22 protein-coding genes and 1 tRNA gene are annotated in these 15,837 nt (G+C 41.4%); 12 read left to right on the top strand and 11 right to left on the bottom strand.

What is annotated here, in order from left to right; translation table 11 throughout:
* Positions 1-42 precede the first annotated feature (42 nt).
* Positions 43-459, top strand: coding sequence for a putative metallopeptidase (locus QXR92_02065; protein ID MEM0318794.1), 417 nt, complete (start codon positions 43-45; stop codon positions 457-459).
* Between the two features lie 54 nt (positions 460-513).
* Here QXR92_02065 and QXR92_02060 read toward each other — a convergent pair whose 3' ends face one another.
* Genes QXR92_02060 through QXR92_02040 form a run of 5 tightly spaced genes read right to left on the bottom strand, consistent with a single transcriptional unit; the run spans position 514 to position 4,309 of the window.
* On the bottom strand, positions 514-1,026 hold the full coding sequence (locus QXR92_02060) for a hypothetical protein (GenBank protein MEM0318793.1): 513 nt from the start codon (positions 1,024-1,026) through the stop codon (positions 514-516).
* Positions 1,016-1,624, bottom strand: coding sequence for an HAD hydrolase-like protein (locus QXR92_02055; GenBank protein MEM0318792.1), 609 nt, complete (start codon positions 1,622-1,624; stop codon positions 1,016-1,018). Before QXR92_02055 ends, QXR92_02060 begins: the two co-directional genes overlap by 11 nt.
* A complete protein-coding gene (locus tag QXR92_02050; GenBank protein MEM0318791.1) occupies positions 1,599-2,738 on the bottom strand; it encodes a hypothetical protein in 1,140 nt (379 codons plus the stop codon). Before QXR92_02050 ends, QXR92_02055 begins: the two co-directional genes overlap by 26 nt.
* 9 nt (positions 2,739-2,747) lie before the next feature.
* Positions 2,748-3,044 carry a 4Fe-4S dicluster domain-containing protein gene (locus QXR92_02045; protein ID MEM0318790.1) on the bottom strand — a complete coding sequence of 99 codons (297 nt, stop codon included), beginning with the start codon at positions 3,042-3,044 and terminating at the stop codon, positions 2,748-2,750.
* Entirely contained in the window at positions 3,044-4,309 is a 1,266-nt protein-coding gene (locus QXR92_02040) for an FAD-dependent oxidoreductase (protein MEM0318789.1), read from the bottom strand. The genes QXR92_02045 and QXR92_02040 overlap by 1 nt, the downstream gene beginning before the upstream one ends.
* Positions 4,310-4,589: 280 nt before the next feature.
* Between QXR92_02040 and QXR92_02035 the strand changes: the two genes are divergently transcribed.
* On the top strand, positions 4,590-5,384 hold the full coding sequence (locus QXR92_02035; GenBank protein ID MEM0318788.1) for an electron transfer flavoprotein subunit beta/FixA family protein: 795 nt from the start codon (positions 4,590-4,592) through the stop codon (positions 5,382-5,384).
* A gap of 10 nt (positions 5,385-5,394) precedes the next feature.
* Positions 5,395-6,387, top strand: a complete 993-nt coding sequence (locus QXR92_02030; GenBank protein ID MEM0318787.1) for an electron transfer flavoprotein subunit alpha/FixB family protein — start codon at positions 5,395-5,397, stop codon at positions 6,385-6,387.
* A gap of 33 nt (positions 6,388-6,420) precedes the next feature.
* Here QXR92_02030 and QXR92_02025 read toward each other — a convergent pair whose 3' ends face one another.
* The gene (locus QXR92_02025) at positions 6,421-6,687 is read right to left on the bottom strand and encodes a UPF0147 family protein (protein MEM0318786.1); all 267 of its coding nucleotides are present in this window, start codon (positions 6,685-6,687) and stop codon (positions 6,421-6,423) included.
* Positions 6,688-6,867: 180 nt separating this feature from the next.
* Between QXR92_02025 and QXR92_02020 the strand changes: the two genes are divergently transcribed.
* Together QXR92_02020 and QXR92_02015 are read left to right on the top strand one after the other, a co-directional pair.
* Positions 6,868-6,942, top strand: a tRNA-Ile gene (locus tag QXR92_02020).
* A gap of 117 nt (positions 6,943-7,059) precedes the next feature.
* On the top strand, positions 7,060-8,466 hold the full coding sequence (locus tag QXR92_02015) for an SLC13 family permease (GenBank protein MEM0318785.1): 1,407 nt from the start codon (positions 7,060-7,062) through the stop codon (positions 8,464-8,466).
* 79 nt (positions 8,467-8,545) lie between these two features.
* On the opposite strand, the gene QXR92_02010 is transcribed toward QXR92_02015, so the two are convergent.
* From QXR92_02010 to QXR92_01990, 5 genes are read right to left on the bottom strand one after another with little or no spacing between them, the layout of a single operon-like run.
* The gene (locus QXR92_02010; protein ID MEM0318784.1) at positions 8,546-9,103 is read right to left on the bottom strand and encodes an XTP/dITP diphosphatase; all 558 of its coding nucleotides are present in this window, start codon (positions 9,101-9,103) and stop codon (positions 8,546-8,548) included.
* Positions 9,100-9,756: a Kae1-associated kinase Bud32 gene (locus QXR92_02005; protein MEM0318783.1), complete on the bottom strand. Its 657-nt coding sequence runs from the start codon at positions 9,754-9,756 to the stop codon at positions 9,100-9,102. The genes QXR92_02010 and QXR92_02005 overlap by 4 nt, the downstream gene beginning before the upstream one ends.
* Positions 9,744-10,781: a KEOPS complex N(6)-L-threonylcarbamoyladenine synthase Kae1 gene (kae1, locus tag QXR92_02000; protein ID MEM0318782.1), complete on the bottom strand. Its 1,038-nt coding sequence runs from the start codon at positions 10,779-10,781 to the stop codon at positions 9,744-9,746. Before kae1 ends, QXR92_02005 begins: the two co-directional genes overlap by 13 nt.
* Positions 10,745-10,915, bottom strand: a complete 171-nt coding sequence (locus QXR92_01995) for a 30S ribosomal protein S27ae (GenBank protein ID MEM0318781.1) — start codon at positions 10,913-10,915, stop codon at positions 10,745-10,747. The genes kae1 and QXR92_01995 overlap by 37 nt, the downstream gene beginning before the upstream one ends.
* 4 nt (positions 10,916-10,919) lie before the next feature.
* Positions 10,920-11,282, bottom strand: coding sequence for a hypothetical protein (locus QXR92_01990; protein ID MEM0318780.1), 363 nt, complete (start codon positions 11,280-11,282; stop codon positions 10,920-10,922).
* Between the two features lie 196 nt (positions 11,283-11,478).
* Here QXR92_01990 and QXR92_01985 point away from each other — a divergent pair, with 196 nt between their 5' ends.
* The 7 genes from QXR92_01985 to QXR92_01955 all read left to right on the top strand — a co-directional run bounded on the left by QXR92_01985 (position 11,479) and on the right by QXR92_01955 (position 15,750).
* The gene (locus tag QXR92_01985; protein MEM0318779.1) at positions 11,479-12,177 is read left to right on the top strand and encodes a ribosome assembly factor SBDS; all 699 of its coding nucleotides are present in this window, start codon (positions 11,479-11,481) and stop codon (positions 12,175-12,177) included.
* Positions 12,170-12,895, top strand: a complete 726-nt coding sequence (gene rrp4 / locus QXR92_01980) for an exosome complex RNA-binding protein Rrp4 (protein MEM0318778.1) — start codon at positions 12,170-12,172, stop codon at positions 12,893-12,895. Before QXR92_01985 ends, rrp4 begins: the two co-directional genes overlap by 8 nt.
* 11 nt (positions 12,896-12,906) lie before the next feature.
* The gene (rrp41, locus tag QXR92_01975; protein MEM0318777.1) at positions 12,907-13,641 is read left to right on the top strand and encodes an exosome complex exonuclease Rrp41; all 735 of its coding nucleotides are present in this window, start codon (positions 12,907-12,909) and stop codon (positions 13,639-13,641) included.
* Positions 13,638-14,525: an exosome complex protein Rrp42 gene (gene rrp42, locus QXR92_01970; GenBank protein MEM0318776.1), complete on the top strand. Its 888-nt coding sequence runs from the start codon at positions 13,638-13,640 to the stop codon at positions 14,523-14,525. The genes rrp41 and rrp42 overlap by 4 nt, the downstream gene beginning before the upstream one ends.
* A 74-nt stretch (positions 14,526-14,599) precedes the next feature.
* Entirely contained in the window at positions 14,600-14,863 is a 264-nt protein-coding gene (locus QXR92_01965; protein ID MEM0318775.1) for a 50S ribosomal protein L37ae, read from the top strand.
* A gap of 49 nt (positions 14,864-14,912) precedes the next feature.
* The gene (locus QXR92_01960; protein MEM0318774.1) at positions 14,913-15,503 is read left to right on the top strand and encodes a hypothetical protein; all 591 of its coding nucleotides are present in this window, start codon (positions 14,913-14,915) and stop codon (positions 15,501-15,503) included.
* The gene (locus QXR92_01955; protein MEM0318773.1) at positions 15,490-15,750 is read left to right on the top strand and encodes a KEOPS complex subunit Pcc1; all 261 of its coding nucleotides are present in this window, start codon (positions 15,490-15,492) and stop codon (positions 15,748-15,750) included. Before QXR92_01960 ends, QXR92_01955 begins: the two co-directional genes overlap by 14 nt.
* The last annotated feature ends 87 nt before the right edge of the window (positions 15,751-15,837 follow it).

Genomic DNA, 15,837 nt, shown 5'->3' with positions numbered 1-15,837 from the left:
CTTTCAAAGTAAGTATAATGAAATCCCGAAGAGATGATATCGTTGCTGAGAATTAGGTATAAAACATGTGACATAGCAGGAAGCGTAATGATTCAAATAGCAAGAGAAATAGGCATTGATATGAAAGCGAAAATAGGCGTGGTTGTAAGCCGTGGAGCTAGAGCAAAAGCCTATGCAAGGATATTTGGTCTTCCCATTCCCATACAGATTGCCCATTCTGTTCCCCCAATGTATACCATAGAGTTTCTGTGTGAGAGGGTAGATGGTCTGGGATCCAATGAACTGGCAGAGATAGCAGTTCACGAATTGCTCCACATACCTCGCTCACAGAGAGGAGGTCTCAGACCACATGGTAAGCTTGTTAATGCGAGAAAAGTGAGGAAACTAGCAAGCAGGGTTGATTCAAACCTAAAGGATTATCTATATGAAACTATAGCGAGTTGCTGTCATTCATTCTAAATTAAAATGGAATTATAGCGTAATTATAAAAGTATGTTTGGGTTGCTCTGCGCTCTAAGACAGAACTACCAATGTGGAGCTTTGCTCTATCCCAGCTTTACTCACTATTTTTATCAATAAATTCGTTCCCTGTGAAGATATCTGATTGATTTGAGATTGACTCAAGAGTATTGTTATCCTATGAGCATCTCCCCCTAGGAGAGAGAACTCACCGCTTTGGCTAATTGCTACAGGCTGTCCATCAACGAGAATTGTAACCTGGGGCTGGTTTATCCTATATCCATTGATGTATATTGAAGATATCGTCAAAGTTCCAGGAGCAATGTTGAGAAATACATCTAAGGAGTTACTCGTTATATTCAAATATGAATAGACAATTCCAAAATTCGGCTCGGTCTTTATATAGTTGGCATTTCCAATAAGATTCTGTATTACTGAGGACCAGGAAGCTTGAACATCTTTTAGTCTAAGGATAAACACTGTCCCTATAGATATAACTACTAAGGTAGCCAAGAGAATACCTACAATTTCCGAAACGGCCCTGCCTCTATTTTTCCTACAAACCATCTGCAATCCTCTTGATTTCCTCCAATAATCTTTTAGCCTCATGCTCATCAAAAATACCTTTCGTTTTCAGGCTTTTCAAGCCAAGCTGGCTGTACGTATCAATATCATAATCGCTGTCTCCAATGAAAAGAATTTCCTCCTCTCTAACAGAATATTTCTCCTGAAGCTTCTTCAGATGGGGGTATCCTTTTCTGAAATCCAAGCCGTCGAAACAGAGGATTTCGCTGAAAGCATGGATACCAGGAATTTCGTAAATTAAGCTGCACTCGTTGTTCGTGGAAAGAGCAGCTATTATTCCCATCTTCTTGATATCATTGATGAGTTCGATGGCATAGGATGAAATAGCTTTTTTCCTTAAAATTTTTCTCTTTTCCTCAATAAATCTCATGTATGCTCTCTGGGCAACCCCTCCTTCAAATCCAATCAGCCTTAACTGAGTGAAAAAATCCCTTCCAGCAGTTCTCAAGTACAGTTCTTTTGCCCTTTCCTTATCGATTCCAGTTTCCTCACTTAATATATTACTGGCAGATTCTGCATATTCTCCCATAGTATCTATTACTGTTCCATCGAAATCAAACAGGACTACCCTTATTTTCAATGCTTTTCCTTCCTCCCTTCAAATTGATGTAATACTTCTGCATAGGCGTTTTTGTCCCACAATCGGCCACGCAGAGCGAGAGCGTCCTCATTTTCGCACAGCTATATGGCTTGTATTTCGTTTTGCTGCCTCTTTTTCCCATTAAGTGCTCCACTTGGTACCTCGCTATCTTTTCATTGTAATCTGGAGAATGCTTAAATATCTCAAGAAGAGCTTCTTCGTTTACGCCCAGCGAAAGCATGAATGTTGCAAGGGAAAATCTCTCAGCATGACTCAGGTTCTCACCTGAGGTTGCTCTCTCATATATTTTCTTTATACATGGAGGGAAGGATTCGTATGAAATTGGGAGCTTTCCCACATTGTTTAAAGAAGACTTTTCTTTACTTTCTATTATTTTCCCCAATGATTCCTTCAAGCTGGATTCTATTTCCCTTAGTGGGCTTGGAAGCTCAGGTACCTTTGTGAGCTCCAAATACTTCTCAGCAATATAGGAAATTTTTTCAGCAATTCTTTCCTCGAGGATCCTTTCAAACCTTCTCCTGTCTAGGTAAACTTTTCCCCCTACTAGCATTTGATTGGATAGTTTCCATCGAGCATCTCCCATTAATCTGTGGGCCGCTCTCAAATATTCAGTATAGCTGAGAGATATCGGAAAGCTTTGTTCGACAAAGGATCCTCTCAGAATTTTCGACTTCAGCTTGACCGATTCTGCATATTCATGGTATTTTGATTTTATGCCCAGAAGTTCAGCTAAAATTTCGAGCTCTCTTCTATCTAATTGCTGGAGCTCCCCCCTATAGGCCTTTGACACTGAGACAGCTAACCTATTTGCCAGCCACTTTCCTCCTATTCTGACCATTAGCAAAAGAGCAACATGAAAAGCCAGCGCCTCCATGGGGAGCTTAGTCTCCTCATCCTCAATTCTGTAATGATTGAACTTAATAGAGTCCTCAACTATTTCCTTTGTTCTGCTTCCTGCTCCAAGAAGGGACACTGCTTCAGCTATATTCACAGATGAGGGGAGATAGTTCCTCTTTTTCAGATAATCCATGATATCATCTATTAAGAAAGGATATCTGAGCAGTCTAAGCCCTTTCCTTGCATATGAGCTCAAAAGAAGCACCTATCCATATCTATACTGGATCCCTTTTCCTCCTTCTGGATAGTTCCAGCTTATAGCCTCATTAGGGCATATCAGCCTGCAAGTTCCGCACTCAAGGCAGCCCTCATAGCTGAAGCTCAATCTTCCATCTGCCAGCAATGTGTAGCATCCTGCTGGACATAGATCGACACACAGCTTTTTGTCGCATTTGCCGCACTTCTCATAATCAACTATTATGTGTGGTTTTTCATCCACGATCCACTTGTTGTTCTTCATTATTTCATCTATAGTTCTGATTTTTTTAGTTTCCACCTGCATCAGAGATCCCTCGCAGCCTTAATCATATCTCTTAGGAGGAGCAGAGGGCTCAAATTTGACTTCTTTATGTTGTCCAGCACAGCCTCCATCAGTTTTGGTGCCGGTCCCTCCAAATCGAATATGCTCTTCATTATTTTGTTCAGCAGCAAAGGATAGGATTCAAGCATCCTCTTCTCCTTCATTAAATCATGCGCCCTCGAAAACCTGAGAATTTCCTTATAGACCCATGAGCTCTTTAGAAACTCCTCATAGCTCTCCCAATCCCCATTTCTAATTTTTTCAAACGATTCAGCAAGTGCATATCCGGAGAAAACAGCAAAGTCAACTCCTCTGAAAGTATAACCAAGGTTTCCAAGCAATCCAGCAGAATCGCCAATTATTGCATACCCATTTCCAGATAGCTTCTTAGGCATGTATCTTGTAGGCTCGACGATCGTCAAGTGGGCTGAGTACTCGATTGTTTCCCCCCCTCTTAAAATATTTGCAAGCATGGGATGATTCCTGAGCTTCTCAAGGAATAAATAAGCCTGTTCCTTTATTCCGCTAACTGCTTCTCCAAGACTAACAACTACTCCAAGACTCAAGTAATCCCTGAAGGTGTACAGAAAGCCACCATCAGGAATACCTTCTGTGAAATCTCCTAGAAACATCCACGAAACACCCTCCCCCTCCTGTAGAGATAATCTATTTTCAATATTCTCCTTTCCAAGCCTAATGCTCTCCTTAATTCCTAAGGCCAGAGAGGAAAGAGGGGGGGTTGGAGCAAGACCACTTTTCTCTGAGAGGAGCCTGTTTGCTCCTTCAGCTATTACTACAACATCTGCATCAACCTTCTCTTCACCAACATATATACCATTAACCTTTTCTCCATCTCTACTGAGGGCTGTGACCTTTGCTTCGGTGAAGACATTCGCTCCAACCTCCTCCGCCTTTTTTCCAAGCCATGAGCAGAATTCAGTTAGGTTAGCTGTGAAAGATTTTGAATCTTTGGAGTTATATGAGAGAGTTACAGAATCTCCTCCTTGAACAATGGAAAACAATTCTCTATTTACCCACCTATGTATAGGCGCATCCTTCTCGAAATCGGGAAAGAGATCCTTTATTATTTTGCTGTATATCCTTCCTCCATAGACATTCTTGCTTCCAAGGGTCTTTCCTCTTTCTAGCAAAATAACCTGGTACCCCTTTTTTGCTAGAAAGTAAGCTGCTGAGGTTCCAGCAGGTCCTCCTCCTACTATTGCTGCATCAAACTTGCCTACACTCATTAATAGATCCCACACTATTTTTAGAAAACAATTCCATTATATATCTGATTTCTTTCTTGTCCTAAATGGGCAGGCTTTCATTTGCTGTAAAGTAACCTCATGAATGAAGTCCATTTTCTGATTTAATCTTCACCAGAACTTTTAAGGTTAAATTAAAAATATCTAAATTGAAGAACTCGTTTTTTAAAAACCTAAAAAAATACTTTTTGCTGAAAAAATAGATAAACAAAATAATCTTTTTTATATAGTCAGTTTCAAATTATTTAAAAGGTGTTAAAGCTTGCGTCCCCTGCAAATAGTTGTCCTTATGAAGCCCGTTCCCGACATGGACAAAGTAAAGTTCGACGTTGAAAAAGGAACAATCGTGAGAGAATCCAGTGAACTTCAGATAAATCCATTTGATCTTCACGCAATTGAAGCTGCTGTGCAAATCAAGGAGAAAGTTGGAGGGCAAGTCACAGTTATCAGCATGGCCCCGCTTCATGCACAGGATGCATTGAGAGAGGCCCTTTCAAGAGGGTGCGACAGAGCGATCCTTCTTTCCGATAGGAGATTTGCTGGAGCAGATACATTGGCTACAGCCTATGCGCTGGCCAGTGCCATTAAGAAACTTGGTACCTTCGATCTCATAATATCAGGGGAAAAGAGCGTTGATGGAGACACGGCACAGGTTCCTCCCGAGGTCGCAGAGTTTCTCGGGATCCCCCATGCTAGCTATGTCAGCAAGATTCTTGAAGTTGAGGAGAAAAAGATTAGAGTAATAACAGAACAGGAATCGCCGTACGAGATCGAGCTATTCTTTCCAACACTGCTTCAAGTAACTAAGGAGGCAGCAAAGCCCAGAGTTCCACTGCTGAAGGATAAGCTGAGGGCAAAAAAAGCCAACATAGAAATTTGGAATGCTGACTATCTTTCCGACGTTGCTGATATAAAACAGTTCGGTTTCAGCGGTTCTCCAACGATTGTTTCAAAGATAATAGTTCCAAAGCCCAAAACAAGGAATAAGCAAGTTCTGAATCCTGAGGAAGGGATACAGAAAATAATCGAGATCCTTAAGAAGGAGGGCATGCTGTAGGTGATAGCTCATGGATGAATATAAAGGGATAATGGTGTATGCTGAAAATCACGCTGGAGTCATACACCCTGTGACGTTTGAGCTTTTGGCGAAAGCTAGAGAGCTCGCAGAGAAGAAGGGGACATTGGTTTCGGCAGCCCTCGCGGGCTGGAATGTGAAAGAAAAGGCCAACGAGCTAATACACAGAGGAGCAGACATCGTATATTTGATAGATGATGAGAGACTAAAAGACTTTGACGTGATCGCCCACAGAAATGCCCTAATAAAAATCATTGAAACAGCAAAACCTGAAGCAGTTCTGTTCGGTGCTACTAACAGCGGAAGAACTTTGGCGCCGAGAGTGTCATCATATCTGAGAACTGGTCTTACGGCTGACTGCACCGATCTCTTCGTTGACGAAAAGGGAAACATAGTTCAAGTCAGGCCAGCCTTCTCTGGGAACATATTCGCTTACATAATCACAAGAACAAAGCCTGTTATGAGCACGGTAAGATATAGAACATTCAAGCCGCTTGAAAGTGATCCCGGAAGAATGGGAAAAATCTTTGAATTATATCTCGACAACTTTGAAGAGACAGGATATAAAGTACTAAAGAAGCTTGAAAGAGAAAAGGTCAACATTTCAGAGGCAGAGCTAATAGTCTCTGTTGGTAGAGGTGTTAAGAAGAAGGAAGATCTACAAATGATATACGAGCTTGCTTCCTTGCTTGGAGCGACTGTGGGAGCATCGAGACCACTGGTAGATGATGACTGGATTTCCAGGGATCATCAAGTTGGCTTCAGTGGAAACATTGTCAAGCCCAAAGTCTATATTGCTATAGGTATCTCGGGAAGTCCTCAGCATGTTGTTGGAATGAAGGATAGCGGAACAGTGATTTCAATTAACATAGATCCTTCTGCTCCAATAGGTGAGTACAGCGATTATCTAATAGTTGGAGATTTGTATGAAATAGTTCCCAGGCTGATCAGTGAAATCAGAAAGCTAAAGGAACAGAAACAGTGAGGTAGAACTGCATATATCTTGAAAACTCTTTTATCAATCTCTAACGTTTTCTAGCAAGCTAACAATATTCCAAATAGCTATTCTCGTATGCACGGGCATGTTCGGATCCTGGCTGATCTCATCTAGCACATGTATGGCGTTGGCTGCTCTTACTCCAGCACTTAGGTTCTTCACACTCAACTGATTGATCGCCTCAGTGGCGACTCTCCTAATGTTCCTTGGGACACTAGCATCGTTGACTATTTTAGTGAGCATCATTATTGCACTTTTTATTTTCTCCTCATTTCCCTGAGCGCTCATTTTCAACACCCTTTAAATCATAACAATAAAAACAGAAATTAAAAAGGTTAACACATTTAGGAACTTTCCTCCAAATAACCATGCTTATTATCATGACAATCAATGAAATCGAAAAACTATAAAAGAACTGTTTAATGAAAAAGCTTTAAAACTTAAAATTCAGTCAATAATTCCTGATGCGGGCCCGTAGCTCAGCCTGGTTGGAGCGCCCGGCTGATAACCGGGAGGTCCGGGGTTCGAATCCCCGCGGGCCCACCTTCGAATTGTAAAATTTTAGTTTTATTATTTATTATTTTTTATGATTAAACCTTTATTATGAAAAAACATATATAAAAGATTACAATTTCTTTTTTTTAATGCGAGTTGATTTCGATGCCGTCGACTAGAACTAAAGTGATAGGTCTAGTTGCCGTTATTCTACTAGTCTTCCTACTCGCGCTGGTTTCAGGTCTGAATTTGAAGCAAGTTGTCAGCCTCACAGCATTAGCAATGTTCATAGGAGGATCATTCACTTTCTGGAGCTTCAGAGTAGCCTTCGCATTTGCAGGCGTTTCTCTTCTCCTCTTTACAGATGTTATAGATATTCCCCATGTAATTCAATTCTCCAATATTGATGTGATTATATTCCTGATTTCAATGATGATAATTGTCGGATTTCTGGAGGAAAGAAAATTCTTCGACTGGATAACAGCTAAAATGATATACTCTCTGATTAATAGGCCTAGTTTTGTTTTTGCCTCAATTTTGCTATCCTCGTTCATACTTGCTGCGCTGGTAGATGAAGTAACTAGCATTCTGATAACTTTGGCTTTGACCATAAGAGTCTGCAAGTATTACAACATAGATCCTCTGCCAATATCAATATTCGAAGTCTTCACAACGAATATAGGCAGCAGCGCAACTGTTGTAGGCAATCCAATTGGTGTGCTGATCGCCTTCAGAGCTGGACTGACATTTTTTGATTTCATAAGATGGTCCTTTCCAATTGCCCTTGTGAGTGTAGCTGTGGTTGTTTTGATAGGTGAATTCTACTTCAGAGAGGAAAAGGAACTTGCAAAAAAGAAGAAGCACGATGAAGAAGAACTGCGAGGTCTTGAAGAGCTAGCAAAATATAAGAAAGAACTAAACACTCCTACCGCATTATTTCTTGCTGTTCTCATTGGTCTTATTCTTCATCACCATCTAGAAGCCTACTTCAATCTTCCGAAGAACTCTCTTCTCCTTGCTGTTGCTATGCTTGGAGCAGGAGTAGCGCTGTTCATTGAGCATGAGAAGGCCGTAGATCTAGTCGAGAGAAGAGTTGACTGGTGGACGCTGGTCTATTTCCTGCTTCTATTTGCCAGCGTGGGGACAATCCAATACACAGGTATTTCCAATATAATTGTTGAAAAAGTTGAGCAGGTCACTCAGGGAAACATAATATACCTAATGCTTTTAATAAGCGCAATTGTTGGAGGAATAACTTCTGTAATGGACAACGTCCTTGCTGTATCCATTGCAATACCAATAGTCAATTCGATGGTTGGCACCTTGAATACTTTTCCTATATGGTGGATCTCCTTGATTTCTGGAACATATTGGGGGAATGCAACTATAATTGGCTCAACTGCCAACATAGTTATGGCCGGATATCTGGAAAAAATGAAAAAGAGAGGAGAACATATAGGGGAGCTAAGCATGATAAAATGGATAAAACTGGGGATACCAATATCAGCAATCACGTTCTTCATAGCTTTCTTCCTACTATACATGCAGATGGGGCTTATGCCCCACAAGTAGCTCAGAACTCAAGACCCTCGTCATTCCTAATGTCGGTCAAGAGGTTTCCATCATCATTGCTCAAGAAAAACTGAGAATTTTATTCTTTATTATTATTTAGCCATTCAGCAAGCTTTCTAAAAGCTACAGCCCTATGACTGATCATGTTTTTTTCCGCTATGGTCATTTCTGCAAGAGTCTTTAAACTACCTTCGGGGATAAAAATTGGATCGAATCCAAAACCAAACTCACCTCTAGCTTCATCAGATATAGTTCCTTCAAGGATCCCCTCAAAAACCCTCACAGATCTTCCATTGCAATATGCTACAGCAGTAACGAAGCGTGCTTTTCTATTATTTTTCCCTTCCATCAGCTTCAAGATACCTGAAATACCTATTGTTCTAAAAACATATTCTGCATAGGGCCCAGGAAATCCCCTCAAAGCCTCTATATATAGTGCTGTATCATCTACAGCTATGGGAGTGTTGAGCTCTCTGCACTCGTGCTCTGCTGCTCTGAAAGCTATTTCAGAAACTTCATCTGCCTGAATCTCGAACTTTTTCTTTCTAAGCTGAATAGCTTCAATTCCATATTCTAGTAGAACCTCAGCGATCTCGGAGAATTTCGAATCGTTGTGTGTTAGGATAAACAGCCTCATTGCTTCTGCCTCTCCTTTATATATCTTCCTCTAAGTCTAATTTCTTCCAAGCTTTTCCCAATCAATTCACTCTCATTTACTTCCGAAAAATATTTCTCATAGAAAAGGGGCATTAGCTCATCTTTATGCTCAGGATGGGTGCTCTCAACGGCTCTCTCCAAAACTCTTAAATCCATTGCCTTATCTTCAACTCGTTTTGAACGGAAGCTTAGCCCGAAGTCAATTATGAATGGACCTGCTTCAGTCTTATAGATGATGTTTGAAGTTGTGAGATCGCCATGTATTATATGAAAATTGTGGAGCTTCGCAACATATTCTCCTACAATTCTCATTATTTCCCTGATTAGCTGTTCGTTTTCTCCAGCGAAAATCATATCTCTCAGCAGTTTCCCCTCTATGTAGCTCATTATTATTACTCCGGCTTCAGGTTCCACCTTTAGAGGAAGAGGAGCCTTTACACCTATCAAATTTGCCTCCCATAATATTCTGGCCTCGGAAATTGTTCTCTCTCTAACTAACCTTTCTGATAGCTTTGGTGGCATGTAGGGTTTCCTGATTCTCTCCTTCACCACAACCTTTCTTCCTAAATAATGTCCCAGGTATAAGTTGGATTCTGCTCCCCATGATAGGGGGGCAATCTTCAGTTTCTCCAAGGAATCTCTACCTCTTCTATTCTCCATCGCTGATCGATAGTTGCTTCTCGCGGATCTATTGAAACTCCGCTGAGATATGCAAGAACTCCTGTCCAAGCTATCATTGCTCCATTGTCTCCAGCATAAGCTGGTGGTACGTTATAGTACCTTGCACCGTGACTTTCAGCCATGAGCTTGACCTTTTCATCCAGTATTTGGCTTGCCGATACACCTCCAGTCAGAAGCACTTCCTGTTTCCTGGTATGTGCGAGGCCCCTCTCCGCAACTTCCGTAATCATTGAAAAGCTTATTTCAACAACAGAATAGCAGATATCTTCCAGCTTATAGCCCTCCCTTAGTTTCTTCAGAGCGGAAGTCAATAGACCTGCATAGGATACATCCTGCCCCTTTACTATGTAGGGCAGATCTAGTATCTCCTTGGTTTGAGACCTTCTTGCACAGAGATCGAGAGCATGCCATCCATTTACTATGTAAGGTGGAGCAATTCCCGCTTCTCTTGCAAATACATCTCTTAGATTTCCAAGAGCTATATCCTGCGTCTCTCCAAAAACTCTATATCTCTTCTGTCCGTAAGCTACTATGCTCGTGTTTCCCCCAGAAACATAGATGATTAATGGGTCTTCGAATCCGGATAAAAGATTGCCAATCTCTATATGTGCTATACTATGGTTCACAGGAACCAGCTTTTTATCATAATAGGAAGCTAGGGCTCGCGCTGCTGTAGCACCAACTCTCAAGCATGGCCCCATTCCTGGCCCCAGGGCAACCGCTATTGCATCAATGTCTTTTATCGTTAGATTTGCCTTATTGAGGGCGCTCTTTAGAACTTCACCTATCTTTTCAGCATGATTTCTTGAAGCTTCTCTGGGATGAATTCCTCCTAAGACAGGTTCATATTTGCTTTTTTCATTTGACAAAATATATGGAGGGTAATTCTGCGCAATTCCGATTCCAAGAGTATGTGCTGTTGACTCTATTCCTAAAACCCTCACCTTTCTCCCGTTGAGAATTCCGTGTAGCCACATGCTCCACAATACCACCTTTGGACTGGCTCCCTGTGGAAAGCCATTATGCCTCCACATCTTGGACATTTCCTGTTTTTCAGCCTAATTTTTCCAGTTTTGTAGTCGAATTCATAGAGATTGTGAATCTCGGCCAAGAAATTATCCCCTCTTTTCCGCTTCTTCTATTTCCTCCTGGAGTGTTTTATTCCTCTCAATTATGTGTTTTGGCTCATATTCGCTGGCAAGCTTGGGTGCTTTGTAAATATGAAGGAGGATCCTACTCCTAGCAGCACCATACTCTGTTTTAAGTGATCGTATGTATGTTTGTTTCAAATCTACGCCGAGCTTCTTGGAAATCTTCTCCCTGAGTGAAGGAATAGCTGGGGTTCCCTTGCCTCCATGATAAACAATCCCCTCTATTTCTTTCCTTCCTATCAAGAAATTTTCCCTTTCCTCCAGCACTTCAAGCGTAATACCGTCTTCTAGATCTATTAGCTTGCCACTTCGAGCAATTGAAGACATTGCCCTCTCAGCCTCATTCTGAACCTGCTATATTCTACAAACTCAACAGTTTATAATCTTTCTTTTTGTTTGTGCTGTAAGTTGGAACTTCTCTCTAAATTTCTTTAAAAGGAAAAAATTGAAATTCATAATGTACGTGAAACAAGCAAAGATATTAGTAATAAATAACCTAGAAAAAGAGCTGAAGTGAAAGGAGATGTCCTCAAAAGAATATATTGTAGCAAAATATGATCACAAGGGAAAGCACTTCGAAATATTAGTCGACCCCAATCTCGCTTTCCAATATAGAGAGAGCGGAAAACCAGGCATTGAGGAAGTAGTCAAGAGCGAATTCATCTATAAGGACGTTAGGAAGGGTCTAAAAGCCTCTCCTGAGGACATAAAATCAGTTTTTGGCACAGAGGATTTCAAGACTGTAGCAGAGAAGATATTGAAGGAAGGAGAGCTCCAGCTTACTACCGAGCAGAGAAGGAAAATGCTTGAATCGAAGAAGAAACTAATAGTAACTTACATATCCAGAAATGCCATCGATCCAAAAACAAAGCTCCCCATTCCGCCGCAGAGAATTGAGAAGGCAATGGAGGAAGCAAGAATTGGAATAGATATCTACAAATCCGTTGAAGAGCAGGCCATAGCTGTTGTTAAAGCGATCTCGAGGCTCATGCCAATAAAAATGGCAAGGGCCATTCTCGAGATTACGATACCCCCCGAGCATTCCAGCAGAGCATTCAGTGAAGCAAAGAGCCTGGGAATAACTCACAAGGTCGATTGGAAAAATGACGGCAGTGTACTGATCGAGCTGGAAATTCCAGCTGGACTACAGGAGGAGGTTATAGACAAGCTAAATAAACTCACAAAAGGAGAAGTTAGCGTAAAGGTGTTGAAAGTTGAGTGAAATTCCGAGGCCAGTGTTTTACATACAACAGAGGGATATCGTGCTTCCCGGAGATTTAATAGCTGAGGGAAAAATAGAAACTAACAGCGTTTATCTATACAAGGAAGGAAACAAATACTATTCAAGCATTATTGGCTTGGCAGAGATAAAGGAAGACAAAGTTTACTTAATTCCCATGGAACATGCTTACATTCCGAAGCCGAATGACATGGTAGTAGGACTGATAACCGATGTTGGTCCCACATATTGGACTGTGGACATAAATAGCCCCTATGAGGGGCAGCTTCCAGTTGGTGAGACCCTTCTCAGGCAGACTCAAGCAACAGTGGATACATTGAGAAAGTTCCTAAGCATAGGGGATCACGTTCTCCTAAGAGTTCTTGCTTTTGACAGACTAAGAGATCCCGTCCTCACAATGAGAGGAAAGGGACTCGGCAAAATTACCCAAGGAAAGGTCATTGAGCTCTCGTCTAGAGTAGCAAATTTACTCCTATTTAGAAAAAGAACCCTTGTAGAATTGATCGCTAAAGAAACCGAAACCAGCATCTTCGTTGGAAACAACGGCAGAATTTGGCTGTATGGAAAAGATCCCATTCTGGAGGACATAGCTATATTAGCGTTGAAAAAGATCGATTCTTCTGACATATCTGTGATCGGCATCTCTAATATCTTGGAATTCATACGTGAGGAAAAAGCAAGAAGAGGTGATAGGAAATAGTTAAGGGAAATATGAAGCTAATAAATGAAGACGGGTTGAGAATCGACGGAAGGAGACCAGATCAAATGAGACCAATTTCAATGAGCGTTGGAGTTCTCAAGAATGCTCAGGGCTCAGCTCTTGTATCCTATGGAAAGACAACAGTCATAGCAGCTGTATACGGTCCAAGAGAAGCTCTTCCCAGACACATGACCCTTCCAGACAGGGCTATTTTGAGGGTAAGATATCACATGGCTCCATTCAGCACAACAGAGAGGAAGTCACCTGCTCCCACGAGGAGAGAGGTTGAGCTATCAAAGGTTATTAGGGAATCGCTAGAATCATCAATATTCACCGAACTCTATCCAAGGACCACAATCGATATCTTCATAGAGGTTCTACAGGCTGATGGAGGGACCAGGACTACTAGTCTGACTGCTGCTAGCTTAGCATTGGCTGATGCTGGAATACCAATGAGGGATCTGATAGCAGGCGTCGCTGTAGGTAAAGTGAATGGAAAACTTGTGCTGGATATAAATGAAGCTGAAGATAGTGGAGGGGAGGCTGATATGCCTGTAGCCATGATGCCCAATTTAGGAAAGATAGTGCTTTTGCAGCTGAACGGCTCTCTCACGAGAGATGAGTTCAAGGAAGCCTTGAGAATGGCTACGAAGGCAATTAGGGAAATATACCTCATTCAAAAACAGACTCTCAGAGATAATTATGCTAGAATGACTGAAGAAGAGAAGGAGGCTGAAAGCGCATGAGCGTTACTCCTAGCACATATCCTCTAGTACCAAAGATACAGAAAGAAACAATACTCTCGCTGCTGGAAGTTGGGAAACGAGCTGATGGAAGAGGATTGGATGACATAAGAAGAATTTCCATAGTTCCAGACTATATAGAAAAAAGCGATGGTTCAGCTCTCGTCAATCTCGGAGATACCGTTGTTCTTGTTGGCATAAAAATGGAGCCCGGAAGTCCTTATCCGGATCAGCCAGATGAGGGAGTTCTTATGATAAATGCAGAATTTGTCCCTCTTGCCTCCCCCCTCTTTGAGCCAGGGCCGCCTGATGAAAACGCTTATGAGCTGGCAAGGATAATAGACAGATCTTACAGAGAGACAAAGGCGATTGATCTCAAGGACCTTGCAATATTGCCAGGACAGAAAGTGCTTGTTGTCTGGAATGACATATATGTCCTGAATCATTCGGGAAACTTGATAGATGCCTCAGCAATAGCTACTCTGGTGGCTCTATCCAGAGCAAAGATACCAAACTATGAGATAGGCGATTTGGGCTTTTTGACAAAAAAGGAAGGATATAGAGGCAACCTGAAACTAACAAAAAAAGTGATAACTGCTACAATTGCTAAAATTGGAAGCTACTATGTAGCTGATCCAACTGAGGAGGAAGAATACGTATCAGATGCCAGGCTCTCCGTATCCTTTACGGAAGAAGGAGTAATAGCAGGAATGCAGAAAATGGGAACAGGTTCCCTAGATGAGAGAGATATTGATGCTATGATTGATCTAGCTTGGAAAGTAGCACAGAAATATTTACAGGAAATAGAAAGAGCTCTGTCAGACAAAAAACCTCAAGATGAAAGAAAAGAAAGCATTGAGGACACACTTCAAAGAGAATCAGCATAGATCAGCTTAATAAACCCAGTTTTTAACTCGTTTAATGGATGGTGGATTAGAATAATCAGAGAACGGTGTATGAGATGGGCAGAACTAAATTGGTTGGCATTGCGGGAAAATTTGGTCCTAGATACGGTTCAACTCTAAGGAAGCAGTACAAAGAAATTATGGAAAAGAGATATGCTGAACACACATGCCCCTTCTGCGGGATTACTGGTAAGGTTGTGAGGATAAGTGTTGGAATATGGAAGTGCAAGAAGTGCGGTTCGGTATGGGCCGGGGGGTCATACGTTCCAAGAAGCGGTCTGAACAAGCTCTTCCCAAAAACAGTGCAGAGAGTAAGCTAGCACAACCCAACTTCTAAAATCAAGCAGATTTTATCAACAGATGATGAAAGTGAAGAAAAAGGTACTCATAACTACTTCCAGAGAGCCATCTCCCAGAACGCGTAGCTTTGTGAAGGACTTAACTTCATTGGCTCCATGGCTTGTGAGGCTTAATAGGGGTAAGATGACTTTTCAGGAGCTTGTTGAGGAAGCACTAGCAGAAAATTCTGAGACCTTGGCTGTAATTGGAGAAATGAGGGGAAATCCATCAATAATAAGGCTCTATGATCTTTCTCAAGCATCGGCTTCGAAAAAAATTCTTCACACATACACAATTTTCCTGAAAGGAGTCGCTCTTTCTCGCGAGGCAGGGCATCACGGCATCGAGGCTGAGAAAATTAGGGAAATAATAGTTGATTCAATACCTGAAGCAAGTGAGGAAACTAGGGCACTCATTCTTGCACTTCATCAGCTTTTCCAAACAGGGTTAACACTTCCCCCTGAAGGAAAATATATAAAAATTAGCATAAATTCCTCCCTGAAGATCATAAAGTTCAAGCAGTTACCTGGAAACTTAAACATGGGTCCCATAATAAAATATCACAAAATAACTTCTCCAAGAAGAACATTAGAGCTCGGTGAAGAAATTGAAAGTAAATAAATACGTACTTAATCTAACAATTCATTCAAGCAATTCGAAGCTCATACACAGCCTCTTTTTGTCCTTGAAGCCAGAAGAGGCATCACAGGCCGATGAAAAGAGGGGAAAGGTTATAATCAGCCAGAGCGGAGAAAATGCATTGGAGCTAACAATAGAAAGCACAACAGATAGCGGATTCAGAGCCTTGATTAATTCATATCTGTACCTTCTCAAGGTCTCTCTGGACTCCACGGCTATATCTGAATGATCTAAGAAAAATCACATTTGGCATCAAAAATATCTAGGTCAACAATTTAAATTTTAATAAAAAATTAAAGGAGCTCATAGAAGGGAC

The organism is Fervidicoccaceae archaeon (assembly GCA_038734945.1).
Lineage (GTDB): Archaea > Thermoproteota > Thermoprotei_A > Sulfolobales > Fervidicoccaceae > ARK-14.
This window is presented reverse-complemented; position numbering and strand designations above follow the sequence as displayed.